The 21,593-nt window shown below is 60.0% G+C and carries 16 protein-coding genes; 6 read left to right on the forward strand and 10 right to left on the reverse strand.

The window, feature by feature from the left end; translation table 11 throughout:
• Positions 1 to 115: 115 nt before the first annotated feature.
• Together BSU04_RS22745 and BSU04_RS22750 are read right to left on the reverse strand one after the other, a co-directional pair.
• Positions 116 to 1,312: a glycosyltransferase gene (locus BSU04_RS22745; protein ID WP_089162704.1), complete on the reverse strand. Its 1,197-nt coding sequence runs from the start codon at positions 1,310 to 1,312 to the stop codon at positions 116 to 118.
• Positions 1,313 to 1,384: 72 nt separating this feature from the next.
• Complete coding sequence (locus BSU04_RS22750) at positions 1,385 to 2,848, reverse strand: hypothetical protein (RefSeq protein ID WP_089162692.1); 1,464 nt, start codon at positions 2,846 to 2,848, stop codon at positions 1,385 to 1,387.
• Between the two features lie 775 nt (positions 2,849 to 3,623).
• On the opposite strand from BSU04_RS22750, the gene BSU04_RS22755 reads away from it, so the two are divergent.
• Positions 3,624 to 4,769, forward strand: a complete 1,146-nt coding sequence (locus tag BSU04_RS22755; RefSeq protein WP_089162693.1) for an acyltransferase family protein — start codon at positions 3,624 to 3,626, stop codon at positions 4,767 to 4,769.
• A 392-nt stretch (positions 4,770 to 5,161) separates the two neighbouring features.
• Complete coding sequence (locus BSU04_RS22760; RefSeq protein ID WP_256983225.1) at positions 5,162 to 6,286, forward strand: acyltransferase family protein; 1,125 nt, start codon at positions 5,162 to 5,164, stop codon at positions 6,284 to 6,286.
• Between the two features lie 52 nt (positions 6,287 to 6,338).
• Here the strand turns inward: BSU04_RS22760 and BSU04_RS22765 are convergent, their stop codons facing one another.
• Positions 6,339 to 7,544, reverse strand: a complete 1,206-nt coding sequence (locus BSU04_RS22765) for a glycosyltransferase (protein ID WP_373452853.1) — start codon at positions 7,542 to 7,544, stop codon at positions 6,339 to 6,341.
• Positions 7,545 to 7,913: 369 nt separating this feature from the next.
• Between BSU04_RS22765 and BSU04_RS22770 the strand changes: the two genes are divergently transcribed.
• Complete coding sequence (locus BSU04_RS22770; protein WP_089162705.1) at positions 7,914 to 9,161, forward strand: oligosaccharide flippase family protein; 1,248 nt, start codon at positions 7,914 to 7,916, stop codon at positions 9,159 to 9,161.
• Positions 9,161 to 10,240 (forward strand): glycosyltransferase family 4 protein, encoded by a 1,080-nt coding sequence (locus BSU04_RS22775; protein WP_089162696.1) that lies wholly within the window; start codon positions 9,161 to 9,163, stop codon positions 10,238 to 10,240. The genes BSU04_RS22770 and BSU04_RS22775 overlap by 1 nt, the downstream gene beginning before the upstream one ends.
• Positions 10,241 to 10,331: 91 nt before the next feature.
• On the opposite strand, the gene BSU04_RS22780 is transcribed toward BSU04_RS22775, so the two are convergent.
• Positions 10,332 to 10,478, reverse strand: coding sequence for an MFS transporter small subunit (locus BSU04_RS22780; protein ID WP_089162697.1), 147 nt, complete (start codon positions 10,476 to 10,478; stop codon positions 10,332 to 10,334).
• A gap of 46 nt (positions 10,479 to 10,524) precedes the next feature.
• Positions 10,525 to 11,922 carry an L-lactate MFS transporter gene (locus BSU04_RS22785; protein ID WP_089162698.1) on the reverse strand — a complete coding sequence of 466 codons (1,398 nt, stop codon included), beginning with the start codon at positions 11,920 to 11,922 and terminating at the stop codon, positions 10,525 to 10,527.
• A gap of 792 nt (positions 11,923 to 12,714) precedes the next feature.
• On the opposite strand from BSU04_RS22785, the gene BSU04_RS22790 reads away from it, so the two are divergent.
• The gene (locus BSU04_RS22790) at positions 12,715 to 13,536 is read left to right on the forward strand and encodes an alpha/beta fold hydrolase (protein ID WP_089162699.1); all 822 of its coding nucleotides are present in this window, start codon (positions 12,715 to 12,717) and stop codon (positions 13,534 to 13,536) included.
• 45 nt (positions 13,537 to 13,581) lie between these two features.
• Here the strand turns inward: BSU04_RS22790 and BSU04_RS22795 are convergent, their stop codons facing one another.
• From BSU04_RS22795 to BSU04_RS22815, 5 genes are all read right to left on the reverse strand, one after another.
• Complete coding sequence (locus BSU04_RS22795; protein ID WP_089162700.1) at positions 13,582 to 14,691, reverse strand: MraY family glycosyltransferase; 1,110 nt, start codon at positions 14,689 to 14,691, stop codon at positions 13,582 to 13,584.
• Positions 14,692 to 14,763: 72 nt separating this feature from the next.
• On the reverse strand, positions 14,764 to 15,798 hold the full coding sequence (gene galE, locus BSU04_RS22800) for a UDP-glucose 4-epimerase GalE (protein ID WP_089162701.1): 1,035 nt from the start codon (positions 15,796 to 15,798) through the stop codon (positions 14,764 to 14,766).
• Positions 15,799 to 15,821: 23 nt separating this feature from the next.
• Positions 15,822 to 16,973: a glycosyltransferase family 4 protein gene (locus BSU04_RS22805; RefSeq protein ID WP_089162702.1), complete on the reverse strand. Its 1,152-nt coding sequence runs from the start codon at positions 16,971 to 16,973 to the stop codon at positions 15,822 to 15,824.
• Positions 16,974 to 17,046: 73 nt separating this feature from the next.
• A complete protein-coding gene (locus BSU04_RS22810; RefSeq protein WP_256983226.1) occupies positions 17,047 to 17,892 on the reverse strand; it encodes a glycosyltransferase in 846 nt (281 codons plus the stop codon).
• Positions 17,889 to 19,157 carry an oligosaccharide flippase family protein gene (locus BSU04_RS22815; protein WP_089162707.1) on the reverse strand — a complete coding sequence of 423 codons (1,269 nt, stop codon included), beginning with the start codon at positions 19,155 to 19,157 and terminating at the stop codon, positions 17,889 to 17,891. Before BSU04_RS22815 ends, BSU04_RS22810 begins: the two co-directional genes overlap by 4 nt.
• 550 nt (positions 19,158 to 19,707) lie before the next feature.
• On the opposite strand from BSU04_RS22815, the gene BSU04_RS22820 reads away from it, so the two are divergent.
• Positions 19,708 to 21,123, forward strand: a complete 1,416-nt coding sequence (locus BSU04_RS22820) for a phosphomannomutase/phosphoglucomutase (RefSeq protein ID WP_089162703.1) — start codon at positions 19,708 to 19,710, stop codon at positions 21,121 to 21,123.
• Positions 21,124 to 21,593 lie beyond the last annotated feature (470 nt).

Here is a 21,593-nt window from a genome sequence, read left to right on the forward strand (position 1 = left end):
CCTGGCACCCCGGCACTGACTCCGACCGCTAACGCTGGAACCTGGCACCCCGGCATCAACCCCAACCGCTAACCCCAGAACCTGGCATTCCATCACCAACCCCAACCGTCGCCCATCACCGCCCAGCACCCACCAAAACCCGTCCACCGGCGCGAGCGAAATTCGCATCCGCTTGTAACACCCGCAGCAGGTCTTTCGACATGGCCTCGACCGTAAAGCGCCGATGGAAAGTCTGCCTGGCCTGCGTGCGCATCGCGCCCGCCAACGACGGCTCCAGCTCAAGCCAGCGCCTAAGACTGGAAACAGTCCCGGCCACCGTGTCCGATGCGACAAAACCCGCGCCATCCGCTTCCACTTCGCGCCAGATATTCACCTTGTCCGAGATCAACGCCGGCAGGCCGCACCCCAGCGCCTCAGCAACCGCAATGCCGAAATTCTCCTGATGCGACGGCAGGATAAATGCATCGCTTGCCTGGAACGCACCCCACTTCATGTCGCCAAGCAACATGCCGGTCCACGTGATGCGATCGGCTATACCCAATTCACCAGCAAGCTTTTGCAGCGCAGGTGTCCATTCACCACTGTCCGGACCGGCCATCACGAGGTGCGCGCAAGGATCGATGTCGCGGATCTCGGCAAACGCCTTGACCAATAAATCGCAACCCTTCTTTTCGTGGATCCGGCCGAGGAACAGCAGCAGCCGCTTGCCATCGAGTTCGGGATAAGCCGCGAGAAAGGCATCGCGTACGGGCGCAGAAAACGCCGGCGGCGAGTGGGTGCCAAAGGCCACCACTTCCTCGTTCGCCCGATACAGCCGGAACGATTGCCGCGCGAGCACACGCTCTTCTTCAGCAGTGAACAACACGCGCCGCGCATCGCGAAGCACGCGATATTCCGCCCACGGCCAGTACAGGGCTTTCTTCAAATGCTTGAGCGGATAGGTCCGCTTGAACCACGGATCGAGCATGCCATGCGGGAACACGTAGTAAGGCACGTCCAGCTCGCGCAACGCCTTCCATGCACCATAGCTGTGGTATTGCCACAGGCCGTTGATGATCACGGCATCGAACCGCGGAGCGTGAGTTTTAAGCCAGGGCACCAGATGCGGCGTCAGGCCATAGTTGCCACGCGACGGCCCGAGCGCATGCACGGTCAGCGGAAACGCCGCGAGCCAGGGCGCAGCGGGGTCGTCGAGTGTAACGACCTCCACGGCATGACCCAGTGACATCAGGTCCACGCCGCTTTGCCGGACGCCTTCGGTCGGACCGCCCGCACGCGGGTCGATAGTCGATAACAAATGCAGGATCTTCATTGCCAGGCGCCGCTTGGGTGATTGATCGGTGGATCGATGTAGATCGTCAGCCGGCAAAGGCCGGCTCCATCCTTATGCCGATGTAAAGCGCGACAACGTGTCCGTCGGGTCGCGGCCTTCGTTCAGCGCGGGCGCATGGGCGGATACGGGCGTCGGCATCGCGACGGGAGTGACAGCCGGAGCAGGCGACGGCGCGGGTGTTCCAGGCCGGCGCTTCTTCGGTAGTCCTTGCTGCGCGCGACGCAGGGCTTCTCGTTCCTGCATGGCATACGAAAGACGCGTGTAGGTGGCGACCAGCAATCCGAGCGCCACGCCGAACACGAGACCGGAGTAACGCGGACCGAGCGGATTACCGCCGATCGACATCGCCGGCAAGCCCGCGAGCAGCATCAGCGAACGTCCCATCACGGGCAGGTACAGCAGGTCCGGCGCGCGCCGCCGCCACACGCGATACGCGATGCCGCCAAGGCCCAGTGCAAGCAGTATCGCAAGCGGCATCCAGAGACCGAACAGCAACCCGCCCGCGAAGAACTGGTACACCCAGAAGTTGTGGCCTGCAGCGAAATCGTGGATTGCGTAGAAGTCCTTCTTGGAGATTTGTCCCGCGAGGTCGGGCAGATAGTCGGGCGAATAGTGATACACCGCGCCATACCCCATGCCGGCAATCAGCGAGGACGGCGTGGATGTGACCTGGTCGTATTGATCCTTCATCTCGGCAAGGCGCGTGATCGTGGTCGGATCCATGCCCGAGGTCGTTTCCTTCGACGCGAAAATGCGTTGCGTCCAGTGGTCGGCGACATCGGGGAAAAACGAGACCGCGCCAGCCGCCATCGCGATGATCAGCAAGCCGGTGACGACGGCGCGCATGCCTGCTTTAGCCAGATGCCGCGCCGATGGCGCCGACAACCACGTAGCGAAGATGAACAGTAAGACACTGCCCACCAGCAAGCTGCGCGTCACGCTCAGCAGCTCGATCAGGATAGTGCCGAGAAGGACCGCGAGCGTGACCTTGGTGATGCGTTTGGACACCACGAACTGATGCAGGATGACGCCCTGCAAGCCAAGGAAGGTCACCGATATGATCCGGTAGCGCACATCGTCGAGCGGGCCGCCACTGGTCGCGATGCCGTAGACGAAGCTGAAGACGAGCGAGAGGACCATCGACCAGAACAGCGCCTTCTCGAACTGCTCGAGCCGGTCGCCCTGCCATGGGCGGCATGCGGCAAGATAGCCGAGCAGGAACAGCCCGAAGGGCAGCACGGTGCGCATATAGTTGCCGAAGTCATTGTCCTGCATGAGCTGGGCCACCACGCTGCCGATCACCGTCGTGACGATCGCCGCTGTAATGATCGAACGAAACCTCGAGCGCCGGCTGAAGCTCGGCGCGATGAGCCAGAGGATCAGTCCGGCAAAGAGCACCGGCAGCGTCATGATGATCTGCATTGCGTGGCTGTCGTCGTCCAGGCCCGCCTTGTAGTCCACCGCGAGAGGGCATAGAAGCAGCCAGATCCATAAGGTCGTATATTTGTTGCGCATGGCGTGTCTCTCTTCCTCTCTTCAACGCTCAGTTTTGAGGCTTCGCTGCGGACATTCGAATTTCGGCGCCCGGTGCGACCTGAACAAGGATCCAGGCATCGGTTGCTTGATCGTTTTCCTGAGCATGCCTTGCCGGAATCAGTCCTTCCGTTGCATGGGTCGCATAGCAGCTCAATACCCGTTGGCTGCTTACTTTCGGCTACTTACTTTCGATGTGAATCGGCGAGGGATCCGAATGGCATGACAAAAGCACCGCATAAACGGTTCCGGCGAGACCCGGCCGACGCGCTCCGCCGCGTCTGCGGGCACGCCAAACGCACCGTCTGTGTCCGGCGCTCAGCGCTTTTCCCCGAGGCTGCTGGCTGGTTGCTCGGAATATAGCAGTGGCCGAATCGGCTGCATCGGTAGAGGCGGTTAAGCACTAGTTTTCGTCGTGATTCGACGGGCCGCCCGGTGTGCGGCGGCGCACTCGACGCTTGCCGAAACCACGCGACGCTTGGCGAAATGCCTGTTTGCAGCGAATTCCGAAGGTCGCCGAATCGCCGCAATGCAACGCGTGGAAATACGCGCGAGACGTCGCTTGCGTGCGACAGCCCGCAGTGCTGTCCGTGAACGGCGTGATGTTGGCGGATGAAACCGGAGTGCTCAGACGAAGATTCAGGAACTGCCAGTCAAGATTGAAACGGCGGCGGAATTCGCCTGGAGAGTCAGGAATAAATACCGAAACGCAGGTCGAAGACGCGGGGCGTACGCGCCGCCGTAAAGGGGAAGCACCATGGGCTTGTTCGGTACACCACGAACACAACAAACATCGAACCGGACGATCGAGCTCGACTTCGTACGGGGCATTGCGATCATCGCCGTAATGGGCTTTCACTTTCACACGGTCACGACCGGTTATTCGTTTGTTAGCTGGATCGAATATCCATTGAAAAGTTTTGGCCGCGAGGGTGTCAACCTGTTCTTCACGCTGAGCGGCTTTCTAGTGGGCGGGCTGCTGCTGAAGCAATATTCGGAAGCAGGACGTATCGATGCACGGCGCTTCATCATTCGACGCATCTTCAAGATCTGGCCCGCGTATTACGTGCTGATCCTGTTCCATGTGTTCGCTGGGCGCCATCCCACCGACACCTTCCTGATCCAGAACCTGACTCACTTGCAGAACTACCTGGGCACGTCGATCAGTCAGACCTGGAGCCTGGCGGTCGAGGAACATTTCTACCTGTTCCTGCCCGCGCTACTGCTGCTTTTCGTGCGCTTCAAGGTGGGAGCGAATGCGATCATTGGCACCTTGCTGGGGATCTGCGGCATTGTCCTGATCGCGCGTTGCGCGGTGGTGTCGAACGGTGATCTGGACGCCGCGTTTTTCCAGACACAGTACCGCATAGACAGCCTGCTGTTCGGCGTGATCCTCGCCGCGTTCTACTGGATGAAACCTGAGATTTACAAGAAATTCGCCAGTCAGAAATGGCTGCTGCTCAGCATGGTGGCGGGGCTGATTGCATGGCTTGTGTTGGCCACGCCGCACTATGCGCTCGACGAAAGTATCGGCTACACGATCCAGGCTATCGGCTTCACGGCCGCGATCGTGCTCGCGATCGAATATTCGGGGTCTATCCGCCATTCGATTGCGTATCGCGCGGTGGCGTGGATTGGTGTGTATTCCTACGGCATTTATTTGTGGCATTCGCTGGCGCTCGCGCCCGCCGAAATCTTGATTCGCAAGATGGCTGCCATGCACGTTCCGTCACTTGCCGCCTGGGCGATTGTTCTGAGCGCGCAGTTTTGCATCGCGATCGTGATTGGCTATGTAACCACGCGTGCAATCGAATTCCCGTTCCTCAAGATTCGTGACGCTTTGTTCCCGGCCAAGCGCAAAGGCGAAATGGAAGTGCCCGTGGTGAGCACGCATGTGTCCTGAGCGCATTTGTTGAAACCACGTTGGCCTAAGCGCGTTTCTCCGCTTGGTTGACCGAGTTGTAGGGCGCTTGCCCGGGTGTGCCAGCTTGTTATCTGGGCACGACCCTGGAAGCACTTCCTGGAAGCACTTCATTACCGTCGCTTGGGGTGCGAAGACAGGTCGCGAATCGACGACCTTTATTACCCAAGTCGACAGGATCCGCAGTGCGGCGCCCTGTCTGAGCAGTGCTGGCTCAGACAGGCAATCCGCCGGCCCCTTTTGCGAGTGCAATACCGCCAAACAATAGCCGGGCCGCGCCACGCCGATACTGCCTTGCAGCCCGATGCTGCTACCATTCCCAGCAAAAGACAGGGGTCGAAATGAGCACAGCAATAGGTAAGTCTGGGGGGGTAATGCCAGCGCTTACCAGCATCCGTTTTCTTGCGGCCCTGACCGTGGTGTTATCGCATTTCACCGAGTTGGGCTTACTCAATTTTCCCAAGTGGTTCTTTAATTTCGTGGATGGCGGGCGTCCCGCCGTGTCCCTATTTTTCGTGCTCTCCGGTTTCATCCTGACCTATACGTACCGGAAAACGATCGGTACCGAAGGCCCGGCACGTTTTTATATCGCCCGCTTCGCCAGAATCTATCCGGTTGCGCTTCTGTCACTGGGTTTCGCGGCGCTCGTCACTGCCTATCTGCTCAATGGCGGCGACTCATCACTCATGCTCGAGTGGTACGCGTTAAAGAGTTCGGTTTATCTCTCACTCGGCGTCAGCCTGATCTGCCAACTGTTACTGCTGAACGCATGGTTTCCATTCGCCGCAATCAATCAACCCTGGAATGGGCCCTCATGGAGCATTTCCTGCGAAGCGTTCTTCTATGCGTTATTTCCGCTGCTCCTGCGCAGGCTCGAGGCAGTGAGAGTGCGGACATTGTTCGTCGTCTGCGCGGGACTCTGGATACTTCAGGGGCTGTGGATCGTGCTTCTTCAGCATGCGCTGCCAGCTAGTCGCTACGGCTTTCTCGTCGCCGAGTTCCCGGTGACGCATCTGTTCGAATTCATTGTTGGAATTTGCGCCGCGCTCAAGTTCGATGAGTTGCGCTCGCGTGGCGCCTCGCTCCACTATCACGGCGTCGCGCTGATTTCCGTGGCACTCGTTGCGATCATTGTCCTGGCAGCCTGGCGTCCGGTTTCCCCCGCCTACTATCTGGAATCGCCGTTCTTTGCCGCGCTTATCCTCGGTCTCGTCTTGTTGGAACGTCCCGTCATCGGCATTCTGAATCAACGCTGGCTCGTGCGCCTTGGTGAGGCAAGCTATTCGCTTTACCTCATTCATGTGCCGTTAGCGCATCTGGCGTTTATCGCCGGGTTCCGGCAAACGAATGGATGGATCGCGATGCTCTTCGCAATATGCTTGAGCGTCGTGATCTTTCAGTATTTTGAAGAACCAATGCGTAGGCGGATTCGCGCGAGGTTATCAACCATCGCGCCGTCTTCACGGCCGGCAGCGACGCTGCATGATCGGGCCGCATGAGGTTAGCCGGCGGTGGCACGGCGCGCTGACTGCGCCGCCGGCTCTCGACGCTTCAAATAATCGCTTGGCGCAACGTCTGCTTGAAGTGACCCAACGTGTTGCGTTCCAACAAATGCGGCCCAGCCGGCGCTGCTGCCGGCCGCTCCTCGAACACCTTGTCGAATGCGCGATTAATCGACGCAGCCGATAAATCCTCGACCACCGGCCCCAATTCTCCCGTCCGGCAAAACCATCCAATCAGCCCGTCGGCCGTGGCGACCACGGGCTTGCCGAACCGGTAAGCCTGGACCAATACGCCGCTCATGCCGTAGTGCCCTTTATAACCAAGCCAGACCACGTCGCAGGCGGAAAACAGGTCGAGTTCTTCCTCGGCGGTAATGAACCGGTCGATGAAAACCGCCGCAGGCGATAACGCACTTGCTGAAGAAAAGAACGCGCGAGTCTCGTCGTCCTGAGCCCCCGCGACAACGAGCGTCAGCGGGTCAGAGCCGACCCGCTCTGCAAGCGCGGTGACCAGTTCCTGAATGCCCTTGCGCTCGGTGATTGCACCATAGACAAGCACGTGCCTGCCAGGGCCAAGTCCCAGGCGCTGACGGGCCGCCAGTGGCTCCGTAGCCTTCGCGTCAGGGAATGGGTCGGCGAGATACTGGACCGCCGCGCTACGGCCTGCCTGATGACCCGTGCGACCCGTGCGCGCGAACCACTCGGTCAGCGTGGGGTCGATGGTCAGCAGAGTCTTTAATCCCGGCGTACGGATGGCACGCAGAAATAATTGCGTCTTGACCGCGTTCACAAGGGGCTCACGCGGCGCCTTCACGCCCACCTTGGCATGATGAAAGCTGGCCCGCATCGTAATGCCCACCCATGGCGTTGCGCCAAACGGCGAACCCGTGAACGGCAGCGAGTAAAAAAAATAATCGACGTAAGGGACCACGACCAGCGCGACTTTCCGGTTGCGGCTGGCGATCTCGAATGCCTGCTTGAAATCGCGAAAAAACCGCACATAGCTGACCCTCGCCAAGCCGCGGCGGCCGTGTCGCAGCGGCTCGACAAACTGGATCTGCAACTCAGGCTTGTTCTCCTGCGCGATGCGCGTGGCGAGCGAGTGCCCCGCGTTCGCCGGGTCGGTCACTATCACGCACCGATACCCCGCCTCCATGTAAGCCGCTGCCGCCCACTCGGCATAACGCCAGCGATGCCCGGTGAAATTCGGTTCGACGATCAGCACGGTGTCGAGCGTGTCATTGGCCATAGTCATTGTTTTTTTAAAAGCGTACAAAAAGGGCGTGGCATCGGGCCGCAATGTGCAAAAAGTTCACGTGAAACAGCCGGATCGGACTGGGCGCCGCCCAGGCGCGCCACACCAAACATCAGTCGATAACGACAACACTAGCATTGCTGCAGGCTGCGCAACCGCCAAAGTCAGGGTATTCCTCTGGCGAAAAAAGACAGTGATCCAGCACACACGAGGGCCGATATCGACTACGAGATGGCGCACGGCACAGGGCGCGCCACGTTACCGTTGCGGAAACCTTGGGGTTACATCGTTCATGCAAAGTCACGTCTCGCGGGCAATCCGTTTGCCACGCTCCAACTACAAAAAATCGTCCCGACGCAAGGAATGTCTGTGAGAGCAGTTCGCTTACCATTTTCCACCGCGAGCGTGCGTTTCGACCAGGACGCCGCCATCTGGGTCTTGTTGCAACAAATCGTGGTGCGGGGCTTCGTTGCGATCAAGTTCCTGGCGATCGGCCGGATTCTCGGGCCCTCCGCAATCGGCAGCGTCAGCGTGGCGTTGCTGGCGGTGGCTATCGCTGAAGCGCTGAGCGACACCGGCCTCGCACAAGCCGTCGTGCAGGGCCGCGAAACGCCGAACCGCTCGCAACTGGGCGCGGTGTGGACCACGCTGGCTTCGCGCGGCGGATTGATCGCGGTGCTGATCGTGTGCGCCGCACCGTTGATGAACCAGCAGTTTCATCTCGGCGGCTCGCTGCTGCTGTTGCAACTCGCGGCGTTGTTGCCGCTGATTCGCGGCGTGGCGTCGCCGGCGTATTACATCGTCACGCGCGAGCGCGGATTCATGCGCATCGCGGGCGTGGAGATGTCGTCGGCCTTCCTGGATTGCGCGATCGGGCTGTCCTTCGCGCTTGCCGGCGCAGGCGCTTATTCGGTACTGCTCGGCATGGTGGCGGGAGAATCACTGAAGACGGTCCTGACCTGGACCACCATGTCGCCGCGCCCGCCGTTGCGGCTGTCGTGGAGGGGTATTGGCCATTACGTGAATTTCAGCCGCTGGATCTGGGCGGGCAGCGTGGTGAACCTGCTGCTGAATCAGTTCGACAAGGTGATCGTGGCAAAGCTGCTCGGGCCGGCTCAATTGGGCGCGTACCAGATGTCCTCGAAGCTCGCCCAGATGCTGCTTGCTGACGCCGCCATTGCGATGTCGCAATACCTGTTTCCGACGTTCTCCGCGCATCACCGCAAGGATGCGGATTTCGCGGCACGGTTGTTCCGCCGTTATCTTGCGCTGATCGCGGGCGGTCTTGTGGTGCTGGTGATCATCTTGCGCCTCGTCGCCGAACCGCTGTTCCAGATCGTGCTGGGAACCGCGTGGCTGCCCGCTGTGCCGCTTTTCAGGATCTTCGTGGTCAACATGGCGATTGGTGCAATGATCGCCGTGCTGGTGTCGTATTTGCGTGCTGTGGGCTTGCCGAAGGTCGCCACGCACGCGTCCATTATCCAGGCCGTGGTGCTGCTGGTCACGGTGCCGTTCGCCACCCATTTATGGGGCGTCACGGGCATTGCCTGGGCGATGACGGTCGGCCTCGGTGCAGCCGCCGGCTGGATGCTGTTTCGAATTGCCAGGGAGGCGTGATGCGCATCCTTCATCTTGTTCTCGCCCCGCGCCTCTCAGGGGCGGAAGTGCTGGCCAAGGACCTCGCGATTCATCAGCAGAGGAGTGGCGAAGTTGTTGGCATCACGTCGCTGCGGCCCCAACACGACGACTTCGTCACGCTGCGCCAGGAACTCGATGCCAACGGTGTGGAGTGCATGTTTCCCCGCGGATTCCACGGCCCGCTAGGCAAGCTGTGGCATTTGTACCAGGCGGTCCACCACTATCGCCCGGACGTGGTGTTTGCCCACGCGACCATTCCCGCTTTCTACGTGCGCGCACTGCCCATATCGGCACCCGTGGTGTACGTGATGCATTCCGCGACCAACGACTTCGAGCGCGGTTTGTTCCGGCGCATCGAGCGCGTGTTGTCGCGGCGGGCGCGGGCGGTGATCGGGGTATCGCCGACGAATCTCGACGATTATGTGGCCGCCGTTGGACGGCATCCGTCGATGCAGCTCATTCCAAACGGCGTGGACGTGGCGCGCTTCTCGCCCGGGCTGGATGCCGATCTTGCCAATGACCATTCGCAGATCGTGCAGATCGGGCGTTACACGTCGGTGAAGAACCAGTTGCAGACGGTGCATGCGTTCAAGGAGGTCGCGCAGCAGGTGCCGCTCGCGCGATTGCTGCTGGTCGGAGTGGTCGAAGATCCGGCGTATTTCACGGCGGTGAAGGATCTCGTGGCGAAGCTTGGGCTCGAGCAGCAGGTCACGGTGGAAGGACCACGTTCGGATATCTCCGACATCCTCTTCAAGGCCAGCGTGTTCGCGATGCCGTCGCGTTCTGAAGGTCACAGCATCGCGTTCCTGGAGGCGCTAGCGTCGGGCGTGCCGATTGTCGCCAGCGACATCCGGCCGTTCAGTTTCGCGGTGGATTTTCCGGCTGTGCATCTTCTGGATCCGGAGGACATCTCGGCCTATGCGAGCGCGCTGGTCGCCGCGTTGGGAGAAGGGCGGGCGCAGCGGCCGCTAGGCGGCCTTACGTTGGCCGATACCGCCGAACGTTATCTGGCAGTCGCGCGGCAGGTCACCGGCGGCATGGCGGGTGCGCCGGCTTGAGCGTCAGGGTTGATCCAGAGTCAAAGCGCGATAAAAAACGCCAGCTGTTCAAGCTGGCGTTCTGGTTTTTTCAGACGTTGAATCTTCAGCGTCAATGAAACAGCTTGGTCGCCTGGACCAGGGTGTTGATCACGCCCCATGTAAGCGGCACGATTGCGTAGATCCAGAACACGCCGAGCAGCAGCTTGTTGGACGGACGCGCGTCGAGCTCGCCGTTCGGGTTGGTATGGGTGTTCATTGCATTCTCCGAGCTAGAGTAGGGTCAGTGGATTCAGCCGGTGGACTCAATCCGCCGCGAGTGCGGACGCGCTCATGTGATGTTTCTCATGCACGCGCTTCACCAGCAAGTTGCAGATGAAACCGATCACCAGCAGCCCCGCCATGATATGCAGCGTCGTGGTGTAAGCCTCGGCCTTGACCACGCCATGCGCCACTTCATACGCGCGAATGTAGTTCACCAGCACCGGACCGGCGATACCGGCTGCCGCCCACGCGGTCAGCAGGCGTCCATGAATGCCGCCCACGAACTTCGTGCCGAACATATCGGCGAGATACGCCGGGACGGTCGCGAAGCCACCGCCGTACATGGACAGGATCACGCAATACGAGAGCACGAAGAGCGCCACGTTGCCGCTCTGCGCAAATTGCGGCACCAGCAGATACAACACCGCACCGAGCGCGAAGAAGACAAAGTAGGTGTTCTTGCGTCCGATCCAGTCCGACGCCGATGCCCACACGAAACGCCCACCCATGTTGAAGAGCGAAAGCAGGCCCACGAAACCAGCCGCGGCAGCCGCCGTGATCGATGCCTTGAAGCTCTCCTGGATCATCACCGACGCCTGGCCCAGCACACCGATCCCGGCCGTCACGTTAAGGAACAGCACCAGCCAGATCAGGTAGAACTGCGGCGTCTTCAACGCCTGGTCGATATGCACGTGATTGCGCGTGATCATCTTGTTGCCGTTGGTCACCGGCGGCGTCCAGCCCGCCGACGTCCAGTTCGGACGCGGGACGCGGATAGCGAGCGCACCGATCGACATCGAGATGAAATAGACAATGCCCAGCACCACGAAGGTCTCGGTCACGCCGTTGCTCGTCGCGCTCTTGAAGTGGTTCATCAGTGCGACCGAAGCCGGGGCCGCGATCATCGCACCGCCGCCGAAGCCCATGATCGCCATGCCGGTTGCCATGCCGCGCCGGTCAGGAAACCAGCGGATCAGCGTGGACACCGGTGAGACATAACCCAGCCCCAGCCCAATCCCGCCAATCACGCCGTAGCCGAGGTAGACCAGCACGATCTGATGCAGATGCACGCCGAGCGCCGCCACCAGGAAACCACCGCCGAAGCAGCAGGCCGCCGTGAACATGGTGCGCCGCGGGCCGACCTTCTCCAGCCATTTGCCGGCGAATGCCGCCGACAACCCGAGAAACACGATGGCCAGCGAAAAGATCCAGCCAAGCGTGGTCAGCGACCAGTCGTCAGGGGCCGATTCCGTGATTCCGATTACCCGCGTGAGCGGCGCGTTGAACACGGAAAACGCGTAAGCCTGGCCTATACACAGATGCACCGCCAGCGCGGCGGGCGGAACCATCCAGCGCGAAAATCCAGGTTTTGCGACGGTTGCTTCTTTAGAAAAAAATCCGGGTGAACCGGTAATTGGGCTGCCGGTGTGCGAGCTCATTGTGGGTCTCCAATCTGGTTTATTTGCGCTGTTTATCGTTTGCTTTTTTTATAGACGAACTTCAATAGGCTCTTGGCAGCGCTGCCGAAAAGCCACTCAATCGTCAAAGCGTGGTATTTACGAGTAAGGGGAAAAACGGAGGTGAATATATGATGTTTCTTTTCATAAAGTTACCCTGCTGATGCATCTATACAACGATAGTTAAGGGACCAGATAGTTGCAATAGGATATGTTCAGACATAAGCAATTGTACCAATAGGGCAACCCTTGCTTTGACCCACTTGGTCGTTCTGAATGAGTAAAAACAGGAATTTTCAATAGCCTTCAGGTAATCACGGGTAATAAGTTCTATAGCATTTGCTTTCCTGCGAGATAAGCCAGACTCACTAATGCGATAGATTAATTCGCATTTCCCCGAGGAATTCCGTTGTTGCGGTGCGCATTGAAGATGGATCGAGCCGGTGAAAAACTTCAGTAAGGCGGCGGGGACGCGAGTGTGCAGACGGGATGCCGTGCGTCGGCCGTCCGACCCTTTCAGCAAGTCTTTGCTACATGGCTTTCGTCGCCTAACCTGTACGAACACTCGCGTTTTGGACCAGATTCTGATCAATTTCCTCGCCGTTTCATACGATCAATCGAAGCTTGAAGAAAACATCGAGATGTCGCATGAAGGGCGCAGGATTCGCACGGCAAAGGCACGGCAAGCCTTCGCCACTCCCCACGCGTGGCGCCAACGCCCTAGGTGACGGGCGGCAGACGTAGCGCGTTATCTCACCTTAAGGAGCACGTTCGATGGACACGATCAAGACGAAGGACGGCACGGAGATTTTCTACAAGGACTGGGGTTCGGGCAAAACAGTGGTGTTTTCGCATGGATGGCCGCTGAATGCAGACGCGTGGGATTCGCAGATGCTGTTCATGGTCCAGAAAGGCTACCGGGTCATAGCACATGACCGGCGTGGACATGGGCGTTCCGGCCAGCCGGGCCAAGGCAACGACATGGACACCTACGCCGACGATCTCGCCGCTGTGCTCGACGCTTTGGACGTGAAGGATGCCATGCTCGTGGGCCATTCCACGGGCGGTGGTGAGGTCGCGCGTTATATCGGGCGCCATGGGACTGGGCGGGTATCGAAGGCCGTGCTGATCGGAGCCGTGCCGCCGGTGATGGTGAAGACGCAAGCGAACCCGGGTGGCTTGCCGAAGGATGTATTCGATGGAATCCGCGCAGGCGTGGCGGGCGATCGCTCGCAGTTCTACAAGGATCTGGCACTGCCGTTCTTCGGCTACAACCGCGACAACGCCAAGAAATCTCAGGGCGTGATCGACACGTTCTGGGCGCAGGGAATGTTGGGCGGGATACTGGGGCACTACTTGTGTATCAAGGAATTTTCGGAGGTCGACTACACGGAAGACCTGAAGAAATTCGATGTCCCAACCTTGATCCTGCACGGCGACGACGACCAGATCGTGCCGATCGATGCAGCGGGAAGACTGTCAGCGAAGATCGTCAAGAACGCGACGCTCAAGGTGTATCCGGGCGGCGCGCACGGCATGTGCGTGGTCGAGGCTGACAAGGTGAACGCGGACTTGCTTGAGTTTGCATCGAGCTAAAACGAAGGAACGCGCCGGCCGAGCAGACTGCCGGCGCTCGAACCGCTACTTCTTCACCGGATGAGCCCGCCGGAACACCATCCATCGTGGTGATTTAAACCTGACGATGCTGACGTACAGCCATACGTAGGTGATCGCAAACACCACGACAAAGCAGAACAAGTGCAGCGTGTGCCGCCAGAACAGCGTGGCGGGAATCACGGCAACCAGACACAGCAGCCACAGATACGGCGATGTCAGCGAATTGCGCCGCGTGATCTCGCGCGCGTTCTGCGCACCGACGGCCCAGCGCATGAGGCGCTTGTACACCAGCATATGCAGATGCACGCCATCGGGAATCCCGGGGGAGATCCCGCGAATAAACTTCTTCCGATAGATCGAGAAACACGTCTCGAAGATCGGGTACATGAACAGCAGCACCGGGAACCACGCTGAGACATCGCGATTGCGCATCACGAGCATGATGGACAGCTCGGCGAGCATGAAGCCGATGAAATAAGCGCCGCCATCGCCGAGAAAGATCAGCCCGGCGGGAAAATTCCAGATGAAAAAGCCCATTACCGCACCCATCATGATCAGCGATGCGGACAACACCACCGGGTCGTGAACCTGGAACGCCACGTACGCGAGCGACGCAAACATCATGAACGCGACCATGGATGCGAGCCCATTGAAGCCGTCGATGATATTGATCGCGTTGGCTAACGCCGCCACAGCAACTACGGTCACGAGACACGAGATGACCCCGTAGGTCAGCAGGAAGTCCAGCGGCGGAACGCTGATACGCGTCACAGCAATCCCCAGCAGGAAGTAAGCAAGCGCGGCCGCGGCCATCGTGCAAACCAGCCGTATGACCGGCGTGACCTGCTTGGTCAGGTCCTCGACGAGTCCGGAGAAAAAAGCAGGCATTCCGCAAGCAACAATGGCGAGAATTCCGCTCGATACGACCGGATAGGTCCATCGAAGCTGCACGGCCGACACAGTGAGTCCGACCAAAATTCCGATCCCGCCAACACGAGGCACGGACCGCGCGTGAAACTTCTGCACGCCGGCAAAATCGCTATCGCCGGAAAGGCCTTCGTGCAAATGGGCAAACCGCACGATCAGCAGCGTGACGAATAGCGAAACGAGAAAACCGAGCGCAAAACTGAGCATGAAAAATAACCGCTAAAAAGAACGCGTCAGGCGGGGCCTGAATAAAGACCAGGCCGCGCCTGAACTAAAACGTCAGGCAAAACCCCTGGGGTTCTGCGACTGCCAGCGCCAGTGATCGGCGCACATCCGCTCGATGCCATGTTCCGCTTGCCAGCCAAGCAGCTTTGCAGCGGCGGCCGGATCGGCGAAACACTCGGCGATGTCCCCCGGACGGCGGGCGACGAGCTCATAGGGCACGGGCTTGCCCGACGCCGCTTCGAACGCCTTCACCACATCCAGCACGCTGTAACCCGTGCCCGTACCCAGGTTCACGACAAAGCTGCTATCAAGCGATTCCAGCGCATCGAGCGCCTTGATGTGACCACGCGCCAGATCGACCACATGGATGTAATCGCGCACGCCGGTGCCGTCATGGGTCGCGTAATCGCTGCCGAAAATACGCAGGCGTTCCAGCTTGCCCACGGCCACTTGCGCCACATACGGCATCAGGTTGTTCGGCACGCCCGCCGGATCTTCGCCGATCAAGCCGCTCTCATGCGCGCCGACCGGATTGAAGTACCGCAACGTCGCGATGCGCCAGGCGGGATCCGAGATTTCCAGATCGCGCAAAACCTGCTCGGCAATGAGCTTCGATTGCCCGTAGGGGTTCGTTGCCGACAGCGGGAACGTTTCGTCGATAGGCACGCTTTTCGGCACGCCATACACCGTTGCCGACGAACTGAAGACGATTTTCTTTACGTCACGCGCGCGCATGGTGTCGAGCAGCACGAGCAGGCTGTCCATGTTGTTGCGGTAATACTCGATCGGTTTCGCTACCGATTCGCCCACTGATTTCAACGCGGCGAAATGGATCGCGCCGGTGATGGCGTGTTCATCGAAAATGCGGGCGAGGGCGGTTTCATCGCGGGCATCGGCTTCATAGAATGCCAGCCTCTTGCCCGTAATCTGCTCGACACGTTTGAGCGACTCCGAGTTGCTGTTCACGAGGTTGTCGATCACGACGACGCCGTAACCAACGTTCAGCAATTCGACGCAAGTATGCGAGCCGATAAAACCGGCGCCGCCCGTCACGAGGATCGTGCCCTTCGCGCTTGTGTGACCAGTCATGAATAACGCTCCCGGAGGGTGATTTAGAGTGAAACGCCGGTAACCGCGCGTATTGTGCCTTTATAACGATCGACGACTGCGTTTTCGTCGAATTCGCGCGCCACCTTGGCGCGGCCGGCCACGCCCATGTCGGCACGCGCTTCGTAGCTTGAAAGCAGCAAACGTTCGAGCTGCTGCGCGAGGCTGTCGGCGCTTTTTACGTCGCACAGCAGGCCCGTTACGCCGTTTTCGACGACTTCGCGGCAGCCGGGGACATCGGTGGCGACAATCGGGCGTCCCATCGCCGACGCCTCCATCAAGGTCCGCGGCACGCCTTCGCGATACGACGGCAGCACTACGCAATCCGCGTTGCCGATAAACGCGCGGACGTCTTGCGCCTCGCCGAGGTAATCGATGACCCCTTCCCGCTGCCAGGCCTGGACTTCATCGAGCGTGATGGCGCTGGGGTTGTCGACGCCCACGGGCCCGAGCAACTGGAACCGCGCGTACGGATATTTTTCGCGCAGCCGGCGGGCTGCATCGACGTATTCCGCGACGCCTTTATCCCACAGCAGACGGCCAATTAAAATGAAAAAAAAGCCTTCCGTCTGCGGGTTGGCACGCGGTAGCGGCTGGAAAGCGTAATCGCCGAGATCGACGCCTTCGCCGTGCAGCAGTCGCGCGCGCTCCGGATGAACCAGCAGGTCCTGGTCGATGAACGCCTGCCGGTCGTCCTGATTCAGGAACCATACTTCGCGCGGAAACCGGAACGCAAAACGGTAAAGCCGCTTCGCTACACTTGCCGTCCGGCTCTTCTGGATGAAGACATAACCCAGCCCGGTAGTGACCGCGATGGACGGTACACCCGCGAGTTTCGCCGCGATGGAGCCGTAGATGTTCGGTTTGATCGTGTAGTGAAACACCATGTGCGGCCGGGTGGCCCGGTACTCGCGAACCAGCGCGGCGAGGGTCTTCAGGTCATCGCGGGGATTGGTGCCTTTCGACGCTACCGGCAGCTCCACGCACCGGCAGCCCATTGCCTCGAGCGGTGCGAAAGTCCGGTCGCGCGGCGCGATCACGGAAACGTCCACGCCGCGTTCTATCAGCATCCGCAGCAAGCCGCGCCGATAGGTGTAGATCGCCCACGCAGTGTTGCAGACGAGGGCAATGCGAAGGCGGGATTTCTCTGCGTTCATTCGATCGGTTTTAAATACGGTAGGTCAGGCGCTGGACGAAGGTTCAAATAAAGGCTTGAAGCAACGGCTTACATCATGCGTGAAGCAAGCGCGTTTTCAACGCGCGCACCGCGCCGTAAGGCAGCATCAGATGCACGATATTTTTCGCTACGCCGAGCCAGTCGGGCAGGTTCGTCAGGCGCATGTATTTCAATTGCAGCCGCAGCGTGGAGAGCGTTTGGGTACGGCGTTTCGTCGCGCTGATGCCGTGCTCGTTCAGTTCGTAATACACGCCGAATTCCGGCAGGTTTGCGCAGTCGTGGCGTTGCATCAGGCGCAGGAACAGGTCGAGGTCCTCAGCCGCGCGATACTCCGCGCGGTAGTTGCCGGCTTCCATCACGGCGGTGACGCGAAGCATCATCGTCGGATGGGAGAAGCATGAGCGCAGCAGCATGACGCGGCGGATCGCGGCCGGGCCGGCGGGGGGGCGAAGATCGAACAGCGGTGCGCCTTCCATGCTTACCACGTGCGTCCACATGCCGAGCGCCGCCGTTTCCGCATGCGCCTCCATATAAGCGCGCTGCTTTTCCAGCCGATACGGCGTCGCCAGATCGCCCGCATCGATGCGCGCCGCGTACTTGACGCCCCGTTCCGCCAGCGCGGCCACGCCCGTCTGTAACGCAAGCTCGATCCCGCCATTGCGCGGCATCCGCAGCACATCGATCGAGAGGTTCGCAACCGGCGGCGCGACGATGGGCGGCAGGCTGCCGTCATCGACGATCAGCACGCGCACCGGCGCGCGCTCGCAGAACGATGCGAGCGTGCGGTCAAGGTCGTGCTGGGCGTTGAACACCGGGATCAGCACGGCGACGTCGTCGAGCGTCGGAGGTGACATGGACGTGGTGGGCATGGTGGCCGAGGTGGATGAAAAAGCCGTCATACCTGCAGCCTGAAGCGGATGTAGTAGAAATTAACCGATGCCGCCGCGAGATAGCCTGCCGCCAGCCCGATCAGCGCGCCGTAGCTGCCCAGGCGCGGAATGGCGATCAGGTTCACCACGAAAGCCACTGCCAGCGCCAGCAGCCACTTGGCGAGCAACACGAATTTCGCCTGGTATTTAAGCACGACTAGGTTCCCGATCGCTTCGATACCCGCCGGCACCGAAAGCCACACGGCCCAGCGAAAAATGCTGATGGAGTCGGTATAAGCCGGTCCGAACACGCGCGAGATGATGAAACCCGCGAGCAGGTCCAGCACGATCGCGCCGCCGATCATCAGCGCGGCCGTCATGGCGATCAACCGGCCGACGTTGCGCTTCAGTTGCACTGCATCGTGCACGCGATACACGAATGCCGGCGCGATCGTCTGCGCGAGCATCAGCGCGAGCGTGATCCAGTTTTCGTTGAGTTGCTGCGCGGCGGAATAACGGCCGAGGTCGGCGAACGAAATGTGGCGTTCGAGCATGAGCCGGTCCAGCTTCAGGAACAGGTACATACAAATGAGGCCGAGCCAGAACACCGTGCCGGCGCTGGCGAAGTGACGCAACAGCGAGCGGTCGATGTGCCAGCCGAGTTTGCCGCCGTGTCGATGTATGTAGTACAGCATCAAGACGCCGCCGATGACCGCCGCTTCCAGCGCCCACAGCCAGCCGAAGCGCGCCGGGCTTGCCGCTGCGCGCACGAGCAGGTACACGAGTGCCGCTTTGGCGACCGCCGTGAGCATGCTGGTCAGCAATTGCGGCTTGCTGTACGTCATGCTTTGCAGCCACGCATTGATTACACCGACGAACGGCTCGCGGAACAGCATGGTCACGGCGAGGCCGGCGAGCATGGCGCCGACGAGGGGATCGGTGAAACCCGTTGCAATGCCAATCCCCGTCAGGAGCCAAGTCACCAGCAGCGCGGCCGCGGATACACCCATGCGCAACACGAACGCGCTGCCGAGCACCGTGCCAAGCTGGCCTGGTGGGCGATTCACGATGGTCGGCACGAGGATTTCGGCGCCGCATACCCAGGTGATGGGCGAGAGCACGAGCAGCAGCGTGTTGGCGTATTGCCATTTGCCGAAGACATCCGGACCAAAGTAGCGCGCGAGCAGCCCGCTGATGGCAATGGCGACCGCGATCTGCGTGAGGCGTTCGAGACCGAGCCAGACGATGTTCGCCAGCGCCTTGGTAACGTCGGGGTTCTTGATCCGTTTCAGCATCCGCGGGCGGCGCCTGACGTTGCGGTGGCTGTCGTGGCCGTTGTCTTGGCTATTGCAGTGGCCATTGCAGTGGCCATAATAGGCATGGCACTTGCGGTAAGACAGCCGCCCGGGCTTGCTGCGATCCTTGCAGACATGCTGTCGGGAGCCGTCAACCACCATGCGGTTTCCCGCCATTCGATGTCACGTTTGTACTTCGCGGTGAAAAAGCGTCCGGGCATTGGATTAGAATATTTGCGCAGGTCCGCGCGGAAAGACTGCGATTATAGGTGCGAACAGTGTGCGCAACCGCGTGGTTGACGCGTGGTCGACACTCGCTGAGGGGGGCTCGAAAGGGTGACAGCGGGTTCGAGGCCACGCGATACGAATTTCTTTCGTTATTTTTTCGCCTTTCGTCCGGTATTGTTTCTGGCCGTTCGTGCGTTGGCCGAGTCAGGTTGTGAGTCAGGTCGTGATTGTTGGCCGCATGTCTGTATCAAGGGGTCTCCATGACCCGGGACGCTTCGGGATGCCCCGGAACCATTTAAATTATTAGTCAGGTAGCCATTCCATGAGCCAGTCACCGCAAGTATCAGTTACACAGTCCATTTTCAAGGCTTACGACATTCGCGGGATCGTGGGCAAAACCGTCGATGCCGGCGTCGCGCGCAGCATTGGCCGCGCGTTTGGCAGCGAGATCCGTGCCCAGGGTGGCGACTCGGTCGTCGTAGCCCGTGATGGCCGTCTGTCGGGTCCAGAACTTGTTGGCGCGCTTGCTGACGGTTTGCGTGAAGCCGGCGTGGACGTGGTCGACCTTGGCATGGTGCCTACGCCCGTCGGTTATTTCGGCGCCAGCGTGCCGCTCGCGCTGCCTTCGGGTGAGCGGCGAGTGGACTCGTGCATTGTGGTGACGGGCAGTCACAATCCGCCCGACTACAACGGCTTCAAGATGGTGTTGCGCGGCGCCGCGATCTATGGCGACCAGATCCAGGCGTTGTATCAGCGCATTGTGAATGACGATTTCACGAGCGGTGCGGGCACGTACACCGAATACGATATCCAGCAGGTCTATCTTGACCGGATTGTCAGCGACATCAAGCCTGTGCGCCCGATGAAGATCGTGATCGATGCGGGTAACGGCGTGGCTGGCGAACTTGCGCCGCGTCTGTTCAAGGCGTTGGGTTGCGAGCTGGTGGAGTTGTTCACGGATATTGACGGGACGTTCCCGAATCACCATCCCGATCCGGCGCATGCGGAAAACCTGCAGGATGTGATCAAGGCGTTGAAGGAGACGGATGCGGAAATCGGTTTTGCCTTCGATGGCGACGGTGATCGTCTGGGTGTGGTTACGAAGGACGGCCAGATCATTTATCCGGATCGTCAGTTGATGTTGTTTGCGCAGGAAGTGTTGTCGCGCAACAAGGGCGGGCAGATCATTTATGACGTGAAGTGCACGCGGAACCTGGCTAAATGGGTACGGGACCAGGGTGGCGAGCCGGTGATGTGGAAGACGGGTCACTCGCTGGTCAAGGCGAAGCTGCGTGAAACGGGTGCGCCGTTGGCGGGTGAGATGAGCGGTCACGTGTTTTTCAAGGATCGCTGGTATGGCTTTGATGATGGCCTTTATACCGGTGCGCGGCTGCTTGAAATCTTGTCGCGGGTGGCTGATCCGAGCAAGCTGCTCAATGATTTGCCGAACTCGTTGTCTACGCCGGAGTTGCAGCTGAAGCTGAATGAGGGTGAGAATTTTGAGTTGATTGCGAAGATGCAGAAGAACGCGAAGTTCACCGGTGCGGACGATGTGCTGACTATTGACGGGCTGCGGGTGGAATATCCGGATGGTTTCGGGCTCGCGCGGTCGTCAAATACCACGCCGGTGGTGGTTATGCGGTTTGAGGCTGACAGCGAGGACGCGCTGAAGCGTATTCAGGAAGATTTTCGGCGGGTCATTTTGGCGGAGAAGGCTGACGCCAATTTGCCATTCTGAGGTCGTTCGCACTTGGGGGTGGGGGTGGGGCTTCCGGGGCTGGTGGTCGGGGTTGGTGTCCGGTTGCCAGGTTTCGGGGTTAGCTGTCGGGGTCGATGCCGGGGTGCCAGGTTCCTGCGTTAGCGGTCGGAGTCAGTGCCGGGGTGCCAGGTTCCAGCGTTAGCGGTCGGAGTCAATGCCGGGGTGCTGCTTTCAGCCTTAGCGGTCTGCCTGAGTCGGCTTATTTCTTTAGCACTGTTAGCCACTGTGCGTGGCGGCACGTCATTTCTTTGTCCAAAGCGACAAAGAAACGAAGCAAAGAAAACGCTTTCAAACCACGCTACCCTAAGTGTCCACAGCGTGCAGTTCCCATTCATAGGTGCCCCAAAAGCACGGTGCTCGCCAGAGCCACCGATGTTTGAAACCCTCCTTCTCGCGAATCCTGACATAGACACGCTTCGCCACCAGTGCTCTCGGGCAAGCACTATTTG

The sequence above is a fragment of the Caballeronia sordidicola genome (assembly GCF_002220365.1).
In the GTDB taxonomy this organism is placed as follows: Bacteria; Pseudomonadota; Gammaproteobacteria; order Burkholderiales; family Burkholderiaceae; genus Caballeronia; species Caballeronia sordidicola_C.